The following is a 16,142-nucleotide window of genomic DNA, read 5'->3' on the forward strand; positions in this document are numbered from 1 at the left end:
CAGCGATCACTGGGTGTTCAGGGTGTCAGGGGGCTCTGCCCCCGCCCTGCCCTTCGGGCAGGACTCCCCCGAGGGTATTTGAAGATCAAAGAAGTGAGGGCGCCGCGCTTGCGGCATCCGTAGGGTGTGTGCTTTGCACGCACCTTGTCCTATCCGGTACGGGCGGCACGGGAGTCCGGAAACAGGCGCGCATGTTCCTGAAGCGCGAAGCGGTCCGTCATGCCGGCGATGTAGTCGGAGACGATGCGGGCGAGCTGCGTCCGGTTGGTGGCGGCGGCGACGTCCTGGTGCCAGCGTTCGGGCAGATCCTCCGGGTGGTCCAGGAAATACGGAAAGAGGTCGAGGACGACCTTCGTCACCTCTTCGCGTTTCTTCATGACCGAGGGCGCGCGGTACATGCGGCGGAAGAGGAAGGCGCGGATTTCCTGCAGGTCGCGCCAGAGCGGCTGCGAGAAGGTGATGACCGGGTGGCCGGCATGGCGGATGTCTTCGACGCAAGTGGCGCCGAGGGCCGCCAGTTCCGCCTGCGAGGTGGAGATCACGTCGCTGACCATGACGCCGAAGACGCGACGCAGCGCCTCGTGCCGGCGGCGGTTCCAGTGGAGGCCGGGATATTTCGCGTCGACTTCTGCGTAGGCTGCACCGACGATGGGCAGGTGCAGGATATCGTCGTCGGTGAAGAGCCCCGCGCGCAGGCCGTCGTGAAGGTCGTGGTTGTTGTAGGCGATGTCGTCCGACAGGGCCGCGACCTGTGCCTCGGGCCCGGCATGGGTGTGGAGTTCCAGGTCGAAGGCCGCGTTGCATTCCGCCAGCGCCCAGGGCAGAGGCCCCACGACGGGACCGTTGTGCTTGGCGATGCCTTCCAGCGTTTCCCAGGTCAGGTTCAGGCCGTCGAACTCGGCATAGTGCCGTTCCAGCACGGTCACGATGCGGATCGCCTGCGCGTTGTGATCGAAGCCGCCATAGGGCGCCATCAACTCGTGCAGGGCATCTTCGCCGGTGTGGCCGAAGGGCGTGTGGCCCAGGTCATGCGCCAGGGCCACGGCCTCGGTCAGTTCGGGGTTGAGGTGCAGCGTACCCGCGATGGTGCGGGCCACCTGCCCCACCTCGATCGAATGGGTCAGCCGGGTGCGGTAATTGTCGCCTTCGTGTTCGACGAACACTTGCGTCTTGTGCTTCAGGCGGCGGAAGGCCGAGGCGTGGATGATCCGGTCGCGATCCCGCTGGAAACAGGACCGGTGACTGCTTTCCTCTTCCGGCACCAACCGCCCGCGGCTCAGGCCCGGATCCGTGGCATAGGGCGCGCGCATTGCCTTACTCCTGTCCGCCCGGGCGGACTGTCACGCCCCGACCCGACGGCGCATCTTGTCGCCTGTCTTCGGGATTTCTATATTTCAACGTGTTCCAGTTGGAAACCGCCAGCGGACCGGATGGAGAGACTGCCCATGCAACTGCCCCCGAAAGTCACAGAACGAGCCTTTGCCCGCCTGTCCGAGATCGGCGCAGGGGCGCAGGGTCAGGCCCTGCGCGTGGCCGTCGAAGGCGGCGGCTGTTCCGGCTTCCAGTATGAAATCGCGCTGGACGCGCCCAAGGACGACGACCTGGTCCTGGAAGGCGCGGGCGAGAAGGTCGTGGTCGATGCGATTTCGCTGCCCTTCCTGTCGAACGCGGTCATCGACTTCTCGGAAGAGTTGATCGGCGCCCGGTTCGTCATCGAAAATCCGAACGCCACCTCGTCCTGCGGCTGCGGGACCTCTTTCTCGATGTGAGACCCCGATTTGGTCGGGGCCCCAGGTTTTGCGATGCGAGGCTGGGGTCCGGTCGGAACCTCGAAATATCAGCGTCGGATCGCCTGTCGCAGCATAGCCCAAGGCGCGCGAGCCGTGGCCGGCGCAGTCTGGTCCCAGATCAGGTAGAGCCCGGAGCCGATCACGATGGCCACGCCCAGATAGGTGCCGGCCGCCGGGATTTCGCCGAAGAAGACCCAGCCGATTGCGACCATCCAGACGAACTGCAGGTTCAGAAGCGGCGTGACCGCGTAAGCGGCAAGCAGGCGAAGCGCGATAACGAGCAGCCAGCGCGCCACGAAAAGCAGCCCCGTATAGGCGCAGATCCAACCCAGGTCGGATATCGGCATCGGCTTCCACACGAAGGGCAGTGCCAGCGCCATCACCAGGCCCATGGTCAGATTGGGATAGAAGACCTGCGCCAGGGCATTCGACTCGGACTTGCCGATATAGCGCGCCAGCACCATCGAAAAGGTGCCGGCAACCGCAGCCGCGCCTGCATAAAGATGGCCCAGCGTCAGGCTTCGCACGCCTTCGGGGAACAGGCACAGCACACCCACGGCCCCGGCCCCCAACGCCACCCAGGCGGCACGACGGACGGGTTCGCCCAGGATCGGTCCCGACATCAGGCCCGCCAGGATCGGCATGATGCCGACAAAGACGAAGACATCGGCAAAGGGCAGCAGCCGGAAGGCGTTGAAGAAGCAAAAGCCCGCCAGCACCGTCGCCGCACTGCGCAGCGCCATGGCCACGGGGCGCGAGGTCTTCAGCCCCAGCCTCTGTGCCGGGTGACGGTCCGCCAGCATCGACAGGCCGGCCACCAGGATGCCGGAAATAGCGAACATCTGCGGCGCCGAATAGCCGCCCGCGATCATCTTGGTGATCCCGTCGGCAGAAGAGATCAGCGCGGTATAGACGACGACAAGCGCCGCCCCCGTCAGGGCCACTTTCACCGCGGGGCTGAGAACCGATTGCGGCTCGGCAGGCGAGATATCGGAAATGCTCATTTCGGTGCTCCGGTCAGTCCGGTACGGGCGAACCCCGCGAAGAAGGCATCGAACTTATCGCTGGACAGTTCGGCATCGGTCAGGATGTGGTGCCCGGTTTCCGACAGGGACCGTTCGACCATCGGCCGCATCCGCGCCCAGTCGCCGGTCCGGGCGTCGTCCAGTTCCATCATGCAGCGCGACATCTCGCGCAGGGGTCCCGCCTCGGCCGCGTCGCGGTGAAAGGACATGCCCTCGCCGCTGGTGGCCTGGGCAAAGGGCGCCCCGCCCTGCACCGCACGGTGCCAGTTGCAGACGAGATATTCGTGATAATCGTCCTGGGCCACGGCCTGCCGTCCATGGGCGATGTGGAATTCGTCGGTCTGACGGTCGACCATGCCTTCCCAGATCGGCGACGGCATGGCCCCGGCAAAGCGCAACGCGACACAGACTTCGGCCAGAAGGTCCACGTTCTGTTCCAGAAAGGCCAGCAAGCCCACATACTCCAGGCTGGTGATGGTCTCGGCGGCCAGATTCGGATCTTTTCTGCCATACTCGCTAAGATAGAATACGATATGCGTCAGTTCATAGGCGGCCTTCTTGTTCGGCAAAGCGAACCCGTCCGACCGGGCCACGAAGGCGCGCAGCCTGTCTTCCAGACCAGCGTCCCCCGGCAACGGATCGTAGCCCCGCCGCATCATCAGCCGCCGCGCCTCCAGCCGTTGCAGGTCCGACAGTTCGGCATCGGCCAGGCCGCCGCGGGCGGTCCATGCGACCAGCGGTTCCATCACCTGCCCCGCGCCCGTCAGGTCCTCGAAGTCGAGGCCGATGGACAAGAGGAAACGATAGTATTGCGGGAAGAAGCCCAGCCGTTTCGGCAGACCGGCATAGACCGGCGACAGCGGGGCCAGGATTGCTTCCAGCGTGACCGGCGGAAGACCGGCGCACATGGCGCCCGTCTCCAGCACGTTCAGCAGTTCAGCGTTCTCTTTCAGCCAGAACACGTCTTCGACGTCCCGCCGGAGGCCGGCGAAACAGGCGACGAGGTCGCTCAGGCGATCCTCGCGCCGGTGGCTGCGGGACGGGACATTCAGGTGGACGACATTGGTCATCGGACAATTCCTTCCGTTGAAGGTGGCGTTCCCGGAACGCCCCGTTCGCAAGGTGTGATCACGTGAGGGATCAGGCGCTGGTGGTGAAAAGCGCGACAGCCTCACCCGCCTGGGCATCCGATGCGCGGACCGGGCTGGCCGAGGTCGTGAACAGTTCAACCGCTTCGCCGCGGGTCGCATCCGACGCACGGACCGGGCCGGCCGAAGTCGTGAACAGTTCAACCGCTTCGCCGCGGGTCGCATCCGACGCACGGACCGGGCCGGCCGAGGTCGTGAACAGTTCAACCGCTTCGCCGCGGGTCGCATCCGACGCACGAACCGGGCCGGCCGAGGTCGTGAACAGCTCAACCGCTTCGCCGCGGACGGCGTCGGAGCCCCGGACTGGACCGGCGGAGGTCGTGAACAGGCCCGTCGCCTCGCCGCGCAGCGCATCGGTTGCCCGAACCGGACCCGCGGAGGTGGTGAAAAGCGCGGTTGCGTCGCCCATCACCGCATCGGACGCCATGGCGTTGGCCGAAGTCGTGAACAGGCCGGTCATATCGCCCGAAACCGCATCCGCATGCCGCGCCGCATTGCGGATAACATCAACATTTTCTTGGATTTTCTTGAGAGCAGTCATCGTTGGCACCCCTTGTTTTGAGAGCAGGAAATGCCTCTGACGATCACACGTCAGCCGATAGCTGCAAGAATTTTTTTCTAGCTAGGGTAGCCAAACATCCAGTTATCCACATCAAAGATTAAGGACATTTGATTGACGCTATTAAGAATCAATTTCGTCCGACTTTGTTAAAAAAAACTTATCCACAAGGTCGTTTTTGACGCCAAAAGGCTTCGAAAATTGCGCGAGTCGTGGGCGATGCGCACGAATCAGCGCCTCAATTGAGGCTCTTTGGCGCCAGGACCGAGTCGATGATTCGCCGGGTCGGGCGGCAATCTGATGCCATTTAGCGTCGATTGACGGCCGACTTGCCCCCGGCCCCGTCCTGCTGGATGATCGCGCCGACCCCAATCGGAGGCCCGGAATGAAATTCGCCACGTTCAACATCAACGGCATCAAAGCCCGGATCGAGGCGCTGCCCGCCTGGCTGGACGAGGCTCAGCCCGACGTCGTGGTCCTGCAAGAGATCAAGTCAGTCGACGAGAACTTCCCCCACGAGCCTTTCGAGGATCGCGGCTACACCGTCGTCACCCATGGCCAGAAAAGCTTCAACGGCGTGGCGATCCTGTCGAAATGGCCGCTGGAGGACGTGGTTCGCGGCCTGCCCGGCGACGACGGGGACGAACAGGCCCGCTGGATCGAGGCGACGGTGGTGGGCAAGACGGCGCTGCGGATCTGCGGGCTCTACCTGCCCAACGGCAACCCGGCGCCGGGACCGAAATACGACTACAAGCTGGCCTGGATGGAGCGGATGGAGGCACGCGCCCGCGCGCTTCTGGCAGAGGAATCCTGTGCCCTGCTGGCCGGCGACTTCAATGTCATCCCCCAGGCGGAAGACGCGGCGCGCCCCCAGGCCTGGGTCGACGATGCGCTGTACCGCCCTGAAACCCGCGCGGCATTCCGCCGGATGCAGAACCTGGGCCTGACCGACGCGATCCGCGCCCGCAGCCGGGCGCCGGGGCTTTATTCCTTCTGGGACTACCAGGCGGGCGCCTGGAACAAGAATGACGGCATCCGCATCGACCACGTGATGATGACCCCGCAATGCGCCGACCTGATGCTGGACGCCGGCATCGACAAACAGGTGCGCGGCCATGACAAGCCGTCGGACCACGTTCCTGTCTGGGTCGAACTGGATATCTGACCGCGTCGTCGGCCGACACCACTGGTCGGCCTGTCGGAATGATGTAACTCTTCCGTGACAGAAGGACCGACACAGACACGGAACGGAGATCCGCGCCCGATGGCAAAGGCCAAGCATGTTCCCCCAAAGCTCCGCGATGCGGATTTCGACACCGGAATCGACCGCAAGTCCTACAAGGCCCGGCTGAAGAAACTGCAACTGAAGCTCATGAAGATCCAGCAGGCCTATCTGTTTTCCGGGCAGAAAGCGGTGATCGTGTTCGAAGGCTGGGACGCGGCTGGCAAGGGCGGCACGATCCGCCGCCTGTCCGCGCCGCTGGATCCGCGCGGGTTCAAGGTCTGGCCCATCGGCGCGCCCAGCCCCTACTACCTGGACCGGCACTACCTGCTGCGCTTCATGGAACGCCTGCCGCCGTCCGGCGCCATCGCCGCCTTCGACCGCAGCTGGTACGGCCGCGTGCTGGTCGAACGCGTCGAAGGCCTGGCCCATCCCGACCGGTGGCGCGCCGCCTACGACGAAATCCGCGATTTCGAAAAGCTGCTTCTGGACGACGGCACGCGGCTGGTGAAGCTGTTCTTCCACATCACGCCCGACGAACAGCTGAAACGCTTCCACGAACGCCTGCACGATCCCCTGAAACGCTGGAAGCTGACTTACGAGGATTTCCGCAACCGCGAGAAATGGGACGACTACGCCGACGCCATAGACGAGATGTTCAAGCGTACCTCGACCGGGGCTGCGCCTTGGCACCTCATCCCGTCGAACCACAAGAAGACCGGCCGGATCACGGCGCTGGATCACATCGCCGACACCCTGGCCCGGGGCGTCGACCTCGACCCCCAGCTTCCCGATGACGAGGTGCTGGCCGCCGCCGGAAAGGTCATGAAGATCGACCCGGATCTGGTCGACAGCCTGCGCGGGCGGACGGAATAGGCCCGGCACGGTGCGTGGAAACCACGCACCCTACGGATGCGTCCACCCCGCGCCCTCCGGGTCCGCCACCCCGACTTCTTCGGTCTTCAAATATCTCTCGGGAGTCGCGCCCGGAGGGCGCGGCGGGGGCAGAGCCCCCATGGGGTGCCCGACGCCAGACGCGCCTTCGAAAGACAGTCTGCCGGCCCATGCCGCGTAGGGCGGGGGTCACCCCGCCGTTTCCGACATGTCCATGACCGGACGGCGGGGCAAGCCCCGCCTTACCGGGTCAGTTCCTTCATGCCCTTTTCAAGGCCGGCCAGCGTCATCGGGACCATCCGGTCCTCGAAGATGTCGCGGATCATCTTGATCGACTGGGTATAGTCCCAGTACTTCTCGGGCACCGGGTTGATCCAGAGGTTGGACCCCCAATGGTTGCGCGTGCGCTCCAGCCAGACCTGGCCCGCTTCCGCGTTCCAGTGTTCGTTTGCACCGCCCGGATAGGCGATCTCGTAGGGCGACATCGACGCGTCCCCCACGAAGATGCACTTGTAGTCGGGCCCGTAGGTGCGCAGAATTTCGTCGGTCTGGATCTGTTCCGACCAGCGCCGCTTGTTGTCCTTCCAGACGCCTTCATACAGGCAATTGTGGAAGTAGTAGTGCTCCAGGTGCTTGAACTCGGTCCTGGCAGCGGAAAACAGCTCTTCCACGACCTTCACATGGGCGTCCATCGACCCGCCCACGTCCAGGAACAGGACAACCTTCACCGCGTTCCGCCGCTCGGGGCGGACCTTCACATCCAGATAGCCGTTCTCGGCCGTCGACCGGATCGTGCCGTCCAGGTCCAGCTCTTCCGCAGCCCCTTCCCGCGCCCAGCGGCGCAGGCGCTTCAGGGCCACCTTGATGTTGCGCGTCCCCAGCTCGACCGTATCGTCGAAATTCTTGAACTCGCGCTTGTCCCAGACCTTCACCGCGCGGCCGTGGCGGCCTTCCTTCTGGCCGATGCGCACCCCTTCGGGGTTATAGCCATAGGCCCCGAAGGGGGACGTGCCGGCCGTGCCGATCCACTTGTTCCCGCCCTGGTGGCGCTTTTCCTGTTCTTCCAGACGCTTCTTCAGCGTCTCCATCAGCTTCTCGAAGCCGCCCAGCGCCTCGATTTCCTTGCGCTCTTCCTCGGACAGGTGCTTTTCGGCCATCTTCTTCAGCCAGTCCGCCGGCAGATCGACCGCGTCGATCACGTTCTGGATCGATATCTCGTCCAGCCCCTTGAAGGTGGCCGCGAAGGCGCGGTCGAACTTGTCGATGTTGCGCTCGTCCTTCACCATCGCCGCACGGGCCAGGTAATAGAACCCTTCCACGTCATATGTGACGAGGCCCGCCTTCATCGCTTCAAGAAAGGTCAGGTATTCGCGCAGCGAGACGGGGATCGCGGCCTTCCGAAGATTTTCGAAGAACGGCAGGAACATTTCTTCACCCCATCGAACGTGAAATCACCACCGTGGCTATCATCCCGACCAGTGCGAAGGCAATGGCGTAGCCCGCTGCGTAATGGGCAATGTCCCAGCGCGATCCTTTGCGGCGGGCCGCCTGGGCGCCGCCCAGCAGGGCACCGATGACCGCAGCTCCGATGATGATCATGTCGCTCACTCCTTCCGCGGCCGGCCCCGGCCGCCATTGTCTTGTCCCGATCGGGCCCGTCCGGGGCTGCACGGGATTGCCCGCACGGGGCCCGAACCGGTCGTTACCTGCCTGCGGCCGGCACATCCAGATCCAGTTGCGCCAGCCCCCGGTCGGTGGCTGTTCGCGTGACCTCCGGGCCCGGAACCAGGCGCCCCGTGTCAAGGCTGGTCAAGGCGCGGCTTTGTTCCAGCATCTGCTGGCGGCGCACCGGGTTCAGGGCCGCAATCTCGATCACCTTGGCGCGGACGGCGCCGTCGTCGCCGAACCCGTAGCGCGCATAGCCCAGGCTGTCGAGCCGGACGGCACGTGCCTTTTCGGGCCGGCCCTCCAGGTCCAGCGCCTCTGCCTCCAGCAGCATCAGCGTCGACAGCAGTGCCCCGTTCTGCGCCTGCGCGGCGACCTTGAGCTGGGGCCTGATCTGGCGCAGCGCCCCCGCCCCGTCGCCGCGCGAAATCGCATAGGCCGCCGTCTGGGTCGTGACATAGGCCGCGTGCAGCGCAGTGTCGGGCGAGGCATTCAGGATCGCCAGCGCCGCACGGTACTGCGCCTGCGCCGCCTCCGGGTCGTAAAGCTGGGTCATCCGGCCCATCATGTAATAGGCAAAGGCCCGGCGATGGTCGTGCCAGCCGAGCTTTTGTGCCAGCACCGCGGCATTCCGCGCCGCTTCTTCACGGGTTTCCTGGTCCGCGCCCGGCCCCAGGGCCGTCTGGACAAAAGCCATCCATTCCGGCGGCGTGGCCGGCAGCGGGTCCTTGCGCCGCCGGTCGCCCGCCGGGTTCAGCCTGCTAAGCACGCCCGGCAGCGCCGCGGCGACCGTATCGCGATCCATGCCGCTGGCCAGTTCCGGCGCGTAGGTGGCCTGCAGCATCAGCATGTCGAAACCGGTCAGCACCGTGTGCACGTTGTCGTCGTTGAAGATCGAATCCGGCAGGCGGTAAAGATCGTTCAGCGGCCCCAGCGCCTGTGCCAGTTCCTCGTGCAGGCAGTCGCGGATTTCCTGCGGCGGGGCGTCGTCGGGGATGAAGATCCCCATCTTCTCGCGCACTTTCAGGGCCGACCAGGCGATCCGGCTGCTTTTCCTGAAGCGACGGTATTCCGCCAGGCTTTCGACATTGGGCACGACGAAACAGGCAGCACCCGGCAGGGTCGCCGCGATTTCCTCGGACCGGACGGCCGCGATGGTGATCGAAGCCGGGCCTCGGGTCACGCGGCGGATGTCGATGCCGGCCTCGTCCCGCAGGCGGACCAGCAGCGCATCGAGGTCGGGGATCAGTGTGACCGGCGCGCGCCCCGTCACCCGCACGGTGATCGGGCCTTCGAAGCGGGTCATCACGTCCAGTTCACGGCCGCTTTCCAGCCTGAAATGCAGGTCCAGGAAATCGCGGGCCATGTCGGCATTGGCGCGGTCCGGGGCGCGGGGCGACGCGCCGGCAAAGCCCTTGATCGGCGGCAGGGCGGCCTCGGCCGGCTGGGCGCGGGTCGTGGCCTCGGCCCCCTCCTCCGGTCCGTAGACAAGTGGCGCGCAGCCGGTCACATGGCCCGCCAGAATCAGGGTCGACAGCGCAAGGGACAGGCGCCGTATCGTCAGTGCCGGTCCTTGTCGCACCAACCGGTTCCGGCGGCGCAGGGCTGTCACGGACGGTTGTACTTGATGAAGGGCGTCAGAACACCGATCCGGTCGTAAAGCTGCCGGGCCGTGGTGTTGAATTCCTGCGTCAGCCAATAGACCGACGGCGCGCCCGCCGCATCGGCGGCGGCATAGACCGCCTCGATCAGCTTTCGACCCACGCCGGTGCCGCGCGCGTCCGGATCGGCGAAGAGGTCCTGCAAATAGCAGACGTTCTCGATCTTCCAGTTGTGGCGGTGGAACAGGAAGTGGACGATGCCCACCAGCTTGCCGTCCTGTTCCGCGACCAAGCAGGAATAGTCCTGCGGATCGTCGCCCAGAAGCCGCGCAAAGGTGCTGTCATAGACCTCGGGGGCGACGCTGGATTCGTAGAAGGTCAGGTACCCGGTCCAGAGCCGGGCCCAGTCGTCCCGGTCCTCCGCGCGCAGGGGGCGGATGGAGACGGGGGCGGCAGCGGGAGGGGTGGGAGCAGAACCTGTCATGACCGGACGTTGGCAGAGAGCCCGGGTCCGGGCAAGAGGACGAATTGCACCATGGGCAGGATTGCCCGGCGGAATCCGGGCGTTCCCTGCGCGGCGTGAACCAAGGCCATTTCAATGGCCTTGGAAAGCCGCTTCAAAAGCGGCTTGGCGCGGTCAGCGCTGGGTGCCGCGGACCATGAAGGCCAGGCGTTCGAACAGATGCACGTCCTGTTCGTTCTTCAAAAGCGCCCCGTGCAGTTTCGGCAGAGCATTCGCGCCGTCGCGCTTCAGGTCCTCGGCCGTCAGGTCCTCGGCCAGAAGCAGCTTCAGCCAGTCCAGCACTTCTGACGTCGACGGTTTCTTCTTCAGCCCCGGCGTCTCGCGCACTTCGTAGAACTGGGTCAGCGCCGTGGTCAGAAGCTGCTCCTTCACGCCGGGATGGTGCACCTCGACGATCTTGCGCATCGTGGATTCGTCGGGGAAGCGGATGTAGTGGAAGAAGCAACGGCGCAGGAAGGCGTCCGGCAGCTCCTTCTCGTTGTTGGACGTGATGATCACGATCGGCCGGTTCACGGCCTTGATCGTCTCGCCCGTCTCGTAGACGTAGAATTCCATCCGGTCGAGTTCCTGCAGAAGGTCGTTCGGGAACTCGATATCCGCCTTGTCGATCTCGTCGATCAGCAGGACCACCTTGTGATCGGCCGCGAAGGCCTCCCACAGCTTGCCCTTCTTGATATAGTTCGACACGTCGCGCACGCGCTCTTCGCCCAGCTGGCTGTCGCGCAGGCGGCTGACGGCGTCGTATTCGTAAAGGCCCTGCTGGGCCCGCGTGGTCGACTTGATGTTCCACTCGATCATGGGCACGCCCAGGGCGCTTGCCACCTGGCGGGCCAGTTCGGTCTTGCCGGTGCCGGGTTCCCCCTTCACCAGCAGCGGCCGTTCCAGCGTGATCGCCGCGTTCACCGCAACCGTCAGGTCGTCGGTAGAGACATAGTCCTCGGTGCCGTCGAAGCGGGCGGTCATTCGGCAAAATCCCTCTAAAGTGTCAACCCGACGGGTGGTAAACGGACGCCTGCGTCATTTCAAGCCTGCGGCGCCGGAACTTTGTCAGGGACGTGCCGTCATGGATGCGCAACACCCAAGTCGCGGGCCGGATCGCCGTCCGGCGACTGTCCCGGCGCCCCGGACCCGGGACGCCCCGCCCCACCTCACCTGAACGCGTGGGTCGAGGTGCCAAACGGCACTTCGACCATCGGGCCGTGGCAGGCCCCCAACCCATCCAGCGCATAGAAGAGGTGCGACGCGAACGAGTTGATGAAGACCGACTGGCCCGGTTGCAGGAATGCCATTTCCTGCCCCTGCCCGGCATAATCGACCCAGTAGACCGTGATCAGCACCGGCCCGCGGTTTTCGAAGGTGATGTCGCCCATGTCCTGCACATTGGGCGAGGCCACGCCGTTCCGCGGCAGGCAGGCCTGTTCGGCCGCGATGCCCTGCACCGCACCGACTGTGGGGGCCGGACCCTGCCCCGTCGCGGGACCTGCGCCCTGCTTGGACGGCAGCGCCACGGGAAGTTCCCTGTTCGTGTCGGGCGACGGCTTCGTCAGATCGTACCAGCATTCCTGCAGCTTCAGCAGCGCGGCCGTCGCCCCGGCCAGCGGCACGTTGTAGCTTTGCCCGTCCATCGACACGATCATCGTGTTGCCTGCCGCCACGGTTTCGCGCAGTGGCGTCTCGAACACGCCGTGGGCATTGCCCTGCCAGGCATAGAACGTGTCGGAGTACCGCCGCCCGTCGATGTCCAGCGTCACCGGGATCTCGGTCTCTTCCGGAAGCTTCGTCGGGAAAAGCAGTTCGAAGTTTCCCATGGGCGAGATCAGGAAGATCGTGTTGATCGCCGTGGTGCCGGGCGACAGGGCGAAACAGCCCACCATGTCGGACTGGCGCACTTCCCAGCCGCGGGTTTCCCCGAAATGCTGGCCCCAGTCCAGCGCCGCCGCCATCGAGGCCGAACAGATCAGTGCCACGGCGGTGGCCGCACGTGTCAGAAAACGCATCATGAAAATGTCCCCGATTCCGCGCCTGAATAACGCTTCTTGCGATCACGAAGCCTATCGGCTGCACCGGGTCCGGCAAGCATTTTGAGGTCCCCTGCCACACAATACCGCCGTCTTTGCAATGAGACACTGTCGCCAGGGGCGCAACCCATGATTGAACAGCCCGGCGCCAGGCCGCACCCGGGGCCGGTAATGCCCGGAAAATCCCTTGAAATCAGGCCAGGCGAATCCTTAAAAGTACATTTGTATCAGATGTTTAATGGTTAATGCCTAAGTTTTAATCAGATGCAGCTTGTGAACGCAAAGCGGCTATGAATGTGTAGTGACAATCTCGGGGACCTCGGCTAAACGCTGCGCAGAAGGGGGCCAAATGTCTGGAAAATCTGACGAGATCGACGTTAGGGGCCAAACCGAGGGGACCAAGATGAAGCAGGAAGTGTTTCTTCCGGAGGACTATAGTCCAGCCGAAGACGAACCCTTTATGAACGACCGCCAGCTTGAATATTTCCGCCGCAAGCTGGTGGCCTGGAAACAGGATCTGCTGGCAGACAGTCGCGACACGATCGAAGGACTGCAGGACGGCACGCGGAACATTCCCGATGTCGCCGACCGTGCAAGCGAGGAAACGGATCGCGCCCTTGAACTGCGTACCCGGGACCGCCAGCGCAAGCTGGTCGCCAAGATCGACAGCGCCCTGCGCCGGATCGAAGAAGGCGAATACGGCTACTGCGAGGTCACGGGCGATCCGATCTCTCTCAAGCGTCTCGACGCGCGGCCCATCGCCACGATGAGCCTAGAAGCCCAGGAGCGGCACGAGCGGCGCGAACGCGTCCACCGCGACGATTAAGGATCAGATGCGCCCGGGCCGGGTCGTCAGTCGGCCCGGAACCAGCGCGTCGCGCTCCCGAAACAGGTGGCCAGTGCTCTGGCCTGTCCGGTCCCCCGGAATGCCTGCAAGGGACGCACAGGATCGAAACCGCCGGGGCGCCCTGCTCCGGCGGTTTGTTTTTTTGGGCCGCAAGTTCCAGCTGCGGCGGATCGTGAACGGAAAGACGGACCCATGGATCAGGGCAAATTGCAGACCGCAGCACTGGACGGCCTGAATGTCGCGGTGCTGGGCGCCGGGATCGGCGGCCTGACGGCCGCCCTGGCGCTGGCCGCCCGGGGCGCGCGGGTCACCGTTCACGAACAGGCACCTGCAATCACCGAGGTCGGCGCCGGCCTGCAGATCAGCCCCAACGGCGCCGTCGTCCTGAAGGCGCTGGGTCTGAAGCCCGAACTGGACGCCATCGCGACATGGGCCCGCCACGTGATCCTGCACGATTATCGCCGCGCGGGCGAGGTCATCCGCCTCGACGTCTCGCACGGGGGGCAGGCCGCCTATGCGCTCGTGCACCGCGCCGACCTGATCGCTTTTCTGGAACGGGCAGCCCGGGCCCGCGGGATCGGGATCTTCCTGGGCCGGCAGGTCGCATCCGTTGCCCCGGGCACGCCTGCGACGGTCACCTTTGCCGATGGCGCAACGCTTCAGGCCGACCTTGTCGTCGGCGCCGACGGCGTCCATTCCGTCGCCCGCGCTGCCCTGAACGATGCAGCCTCCGCCCGCTTTACCGGACAGGTCGCCTGGCGCGCGACGGTGCCGATGACCGATCCGGTGGACCCGGATGTCCGCCTGTACATGGGACCGGGCCGGCATCTGGTCCGTTATCCCCTGAGGGGCGGCCAGTTGATGAACATCGTCGCGGTCGAGGAACGCCGCGGCTGGGCCGAGGAAGGCTGGCACCACACGGACGATCCCGCCAACCTGCGCGCGGCCTTCGCCGCCTTCCGGGGCGAGGTGCCGGGCCTTCTGGCACAGGTCGATCACGTGGCGCTGTGGGGCCTCTTCCGCCACCCGGTGGCCGCGCGCTGGACCGGCCCCGGCACGGCGATCCTGGGGGACGCCGCCCATCCCACCCTGCCCTTCCTGGCACAGGGCGCGAATCTGGCGATGGAGGACGCATATACCCTGGCCCGCTGCCTGGCCGAAGGGTCGGGCGCGCAGAACGAAAAGCTGATGCAATACCAGCGCCGAAGGCGCGACCGTGCAGCAAAGGTCATCGACGCCTCGACCCGTAATGCCTGGAAGTACCACGTCCGCTTCCAGCCTGCACGGCTGATCGGCCATACCGGCCTGTCGATCCTGGGCCGGATCGCACCCGACGCGATGACGCGCCAGTTCGACTGGATCCATGCCCACGACGTGACGGCGTGACCTGCGGCACCGCCCGCATTGCGGGCTTTCGCTAAATTGATCGAACCCCGGCCGGCGCCGATCCCCGCCCGCCCTTGAGCCAACGGGGCCAAGGGCTTATGTTCGGGATCAAAGGAGATGTCCCATGTTCGGAATTCCCGGCAAGCAGGCCGTCACGCTGACCCCGCGGGCGGTGTCGCAGATCACCAGGCTGATGGACCGCAGCGGTCATCAGGGCCTGCGTCTTGGCGTGAAGAAAGGCGGCTGCGCAGGCATGGAATACACGCTCGACTATGTCGGCCGTGACGACGAGCTGAACCCCCTGGACGAGGTCGTCGAACAGGACGGCGCCAAGGTGATGATCGCGCCCATGGCGCAGATGTTCCTTTTCGGAACGGAAATCGACTATGAAACCGGGCTTCTCGATTCCGGCTTCCGCTTCAACAACCCGAACGTGACCGAGGCCTGCGGCTGCGGTGAATCGATCAAGTTCGGCAATGCGGAAGAAATGGCCGAGGCCTTCAAGCTGCCCGGCAACTGACCCGCCGTTTACGGGCCCTGTGACGTAAACCCGCGAATGACCGCGGGTTTCCGCTGCGCCTCAGCTTTGGGCAGTTGCGCGTCACCGCCGTTCCCCTTCGCCGCAGGTCCCGCGCTGACGCTTGCCCGGTCGCGATCCATTGCCTATGCCCAAGGAACAGGCAGAGGAAAGGATCCGACATGCGGCAGAAACTGGCAGCCGGGAACTGGAAGATGAACGGAACGCTGGCCGATCTCGACGAGGTCGAGACCTTGCTGACCGATCACCCCGACCCCGCCTCCGAAATGCTGCTGTGCCTGCCGGCGACGCTGATCCACAGTGCGGCACAACGCTTCGGCAACCGCCCCATTGCCTTTGGCGGGCAGGACTGCCGCGCGGAAGATTCGGGCGCCTTCACCGGCGACATCTCGGCCCCGATGCTGGCCGATGCCGGGGCCAGCCACGTGATCCTGGGCCATTCCGAACGCCGCACGGGCTATGACGAACACAACACGCTGGTACGTGCCAAGGCGCGCGCTGCGATGAACGCGGGCCTTGTCGCCATCATCTGCGTCGGCGAAAGCCTGGAAGACCGCGAGGCGGAAAACACGCTGGACCTGATCGCGGGCCAGATGTCGGGATCGATTCCCGACACCGCCACGGGCGAAAACCTGGTCCTGGCCTACGAACCGATCTGGGCCATCGGCACCGGGCTGACGCCGACCATGGACCAGATCGCCGAAGTCCACGACTACATGCGCGAACGGCTGGAACGCCGCTTCGGCGCAGGCGTGGGCCGGTCGGTCCGGCTGCTTTATGGCGGGTCGGTGAAACCGTCGAACGCGGCTGAAATCTTCGACGTCCCGAATGTCGACGGCGCGCTGGTCGGCGGCGCCAGCCTGAAAGCAGCCGATTTCGGCGGCATCCTGGCGGCCCTGGACGCCAGCCCGGCCGAGGGCGGCTGA

17 protein-coding genes are annotated in these 16,142 nt (G+C 65.1%); 7 read left to right on the forward strand and 10 right to left on the reverse strand.

From position 1 onward, the window contains the following. Positions 1 to 149 precede the first annotated feature (149 nt). Positions 150 to 1,310: a deoxyguanosinetriphosphate triphosphohydrolase gene (locus FQK05_RS02590; protein ID WP_158964280.1), complete on the reverse strand. Its 1,161-nt coding sequence runs from the start codon at positions 1,308 to 1,310 to the stop codon at positions 150 to 152. Between the two features lie 135 nt (positions 1,311 to 1,445). Between FQK05_RS02590 and FQK05_RS02595 the strand changes: the two genes are divergently transcribed. After that, positions 1,446 to 1,769, forward strand: a complete 324-nt coding sequence (locus tag FQK05_RS02595) for a HesB/IscA family protein (RefSeq protein ID WP_158964282.1) — start codon at positions 1,446 to 1,448, stop codon at positions 1,767 to 1,769. Positions 1,770 to 1,837: 68 nt separating this feature from the next. On the opposite strand, the gene FQK05_RS02600 is transcribed toward FQK05_RS02595, so the two are convergent. From FQK05_RS02600 to FQK05_RS02610, 3 genes are all read right to left on the reverse strand, one after another. Then, a complete protein-coding gene (locus FQK05_RS02600) occupies positions 1,838 to 2,794 on the reverse strand; it encodes a DMT family transporter (protein ID WP_233270330.1) in 957 nt (318 codons plus the stop codon). Next, positions 2,791 to 3,885, reverse strand: coding sequence for a DUF6902 family protein (locus tag FQK05_RS02605; RefSeq protein WP_158964284.1), 1,095 nt, complete (start codon positions 3,883 to 3,885; stop codon positions 2,791 to 2,793). Before FQK05_RS02605 ends, FQK05_RS02600 begins: the two co-directional genes overlap by 4 nt. A 70-nt stretch (positions 3,886 to 3,955) precedes the next feature. Next, positions 3,956 to 4,423, reverse strand: a complete 468-nt coding sequence (locus FQK05_RS02610; RefSeq protein ID WP_158964286.1) for a DUF6749 family protein — start codon at positions 4,421 to 4,423, stop codon at positions 3,956 to 3,958. A 484-nt stretch (positions 4,424 to 4,907) separates the two neighbouring features. Here FQK05_RS02610 and xth point away from each other — a divergent pair, with 484 nt between their 5' ends. Then, on the forward strand, positions 4,908 to 5,687 hold the full coding sequence (gene xth / locus FQK05_RS02615; RefSeq protein WP_158964288.1) for an exodeoxyribonuclease III: 780 nt from the start codon (positions 4,908 to 4,910) through the stop codon (positions 5,685 to 5,687). A 99-nt stretch (positions 5,688 to 5,786) separates the two neighbouring features. Next, entirely contained in the window at positions 5,787 to 6,620 is an 834-nt protein-coding gene (locus FQK05_RS02620; protein ID WP_158964290.1) for a polyphosphate kinase 2 family protein, read from the forward strand. Between the two features lie 260 nt (positions 6,621 to 6,880). Here the strand turns inward: FQK05_RS02620 and FQK05_RS02625 are convergent, their stop codons facing one another. The 6 genes from FQK05_RS02625 to FQK05_RS02650 all read right to left on the reverse strand — a co-directional run bounded on the left by FQK05_RS02625 (position 6,881) and on the right by FQK05_RS02650 (position 12,427). Beyond that, positions 6,881 to 8,065, reverse strand: coding sequence for a vWA domain-containing protein (locus FQK05_RS02625; RefSeq protein ID WP_158964292.1), 1,185 nt, complete (start codon positions 8,063 to 8,065; stop codon positions 6,881 to 6,883). A gap of 4 nt (positions 8,066 to 8,069) precedes the next feature. Beyond that, positions 8,070 to 8,237 carry an apolipoprotein acyltransferase gene (locus FQK05_RS02630; protein ID WP_158964294.1) on the reverse strand — a complete coding sequence of 56 codons (168 nt, stop codon included), beginning with the start codon at positions 8,235 to 8,237 and terminating at the stop codon, positions 8,070 to 8,072. A gap of 103 nt (positions 8,238 to 8,340) precedes the next feature. Beyond that, the gene (locus FQK05_RS02635; RefSeq protein ID WP_233270331.1) at positions 8,341 to 9,885 is read right to left on the reverse strand and encodes a DUF2927 domain-containing protein; all 1,545 of its coding nucleotides are present in this window, start codon (positions 9,883 to 9,885) and stop codon (positions 8,341 to 8,343) included. A gap of 26 nt (positions 9,886 to 9,911) precedes the next feature. Beyond that, positions 9,912 to 10,388: a GNAT family N-acetyltransferase gene (locus FQK05_RS02640; protein WP_158964296.1), complete on the reverse strand. Its 477-nt coding sequence runs from the start codon at positions 10,386 to 10,388 to the stop codon at positions 9,912 to 9,914. A 153-nt stretch (positions 10,389 to 10,541) separates the two neighbouring features. Further along, a complete protein-coding gene (locus tag FQK05_RS02645) occupies positions 10,542 to 11,390 on the reverse strand; it encodes an AAA family ATPase (RefSeq protein WP_158964298.1) in 849 nt (282 codons plus the stop codon). A 185-nt stretch (positions 11,391 to 11,575) separates the two neighbouring features. Further along, on the reverse strand, positions 11,576 to 12,427 hold the full coding sequence (locus FQK05_RS02650; protein ID WP_158964300.1) for a VHL beta domain-containing protein: 852 nt from the start codon (positions 12,425 to 12,427) through the stop codon (positions 11,576 to 11,578). A 367-nt stretch (positions 12,428 to 12,794) separates the two neighbouring features. On the opposite strand from FQK05_RS02650, the gene dksA reads away from it, so the two are divergent. From dksA to tpiA, 4 genes are all read left to right on the forward strand, one after another. Next, complete coding sequence (gene dksA / locus FQK05_RS02655) at positions 12,795 to 13,271, forward strand: RNA polymerase-binding protein DksA (RefSeq protein WP_158964302.1); 477 nt, start codon at positions 12,795 to 12,797, stop codon at positions 13,269 to 13,271. A gap of 213 nt (positions 13,272 to 13,484) precedes the next feature. Further along, on the forward strand, positions 13,485 to 14,678 hold the full coding sequence (locus tag FQK05_RS02660) for an FAD-dependent monooxygenase (protein WP_158964304.1): 1,194 nt from the start codon (positions 13,485 to 13,487) through the stop codon (positions 14,676 to 14,678). A gap of 124 nt (positions 14,679 to 14,802) precedes the next feature. Then, the gene (locus FQK05_RS02665; protein ID WP_158964306.1) at positions 14,803 to 15,198 is read left to right on the forward strand and encodes a HesB/IscA family protein; all 396 of its coding nucleotides are present in this window, start codon (positions 14,803 to 14,805) and stop codon (positions 15,196 to 15,198) included. Between the two features lie 179 nt (positions 15,199 to 15,377). Then, a complete protein-coding gene (gene tpiA, locus FQK05_RS02670; RefSeq protein WP_158964308.1) occupies positions 15,378 to 16,142 on the forward strand; it encodes a triose-phosphate isomerase in 765 nt (254 codons plus the stop codon).

It is taken from the genome of Chachezhania sediminis (genome assembly GCF_009765275.1).
Classification (GTDB): domain Bacteria; phylum Pseudomonadota; class Alphaproteobacteria; order Rhodobacterales; family Rhodobacteraceae; genus Chachezhania; species Chachezhania sediminis.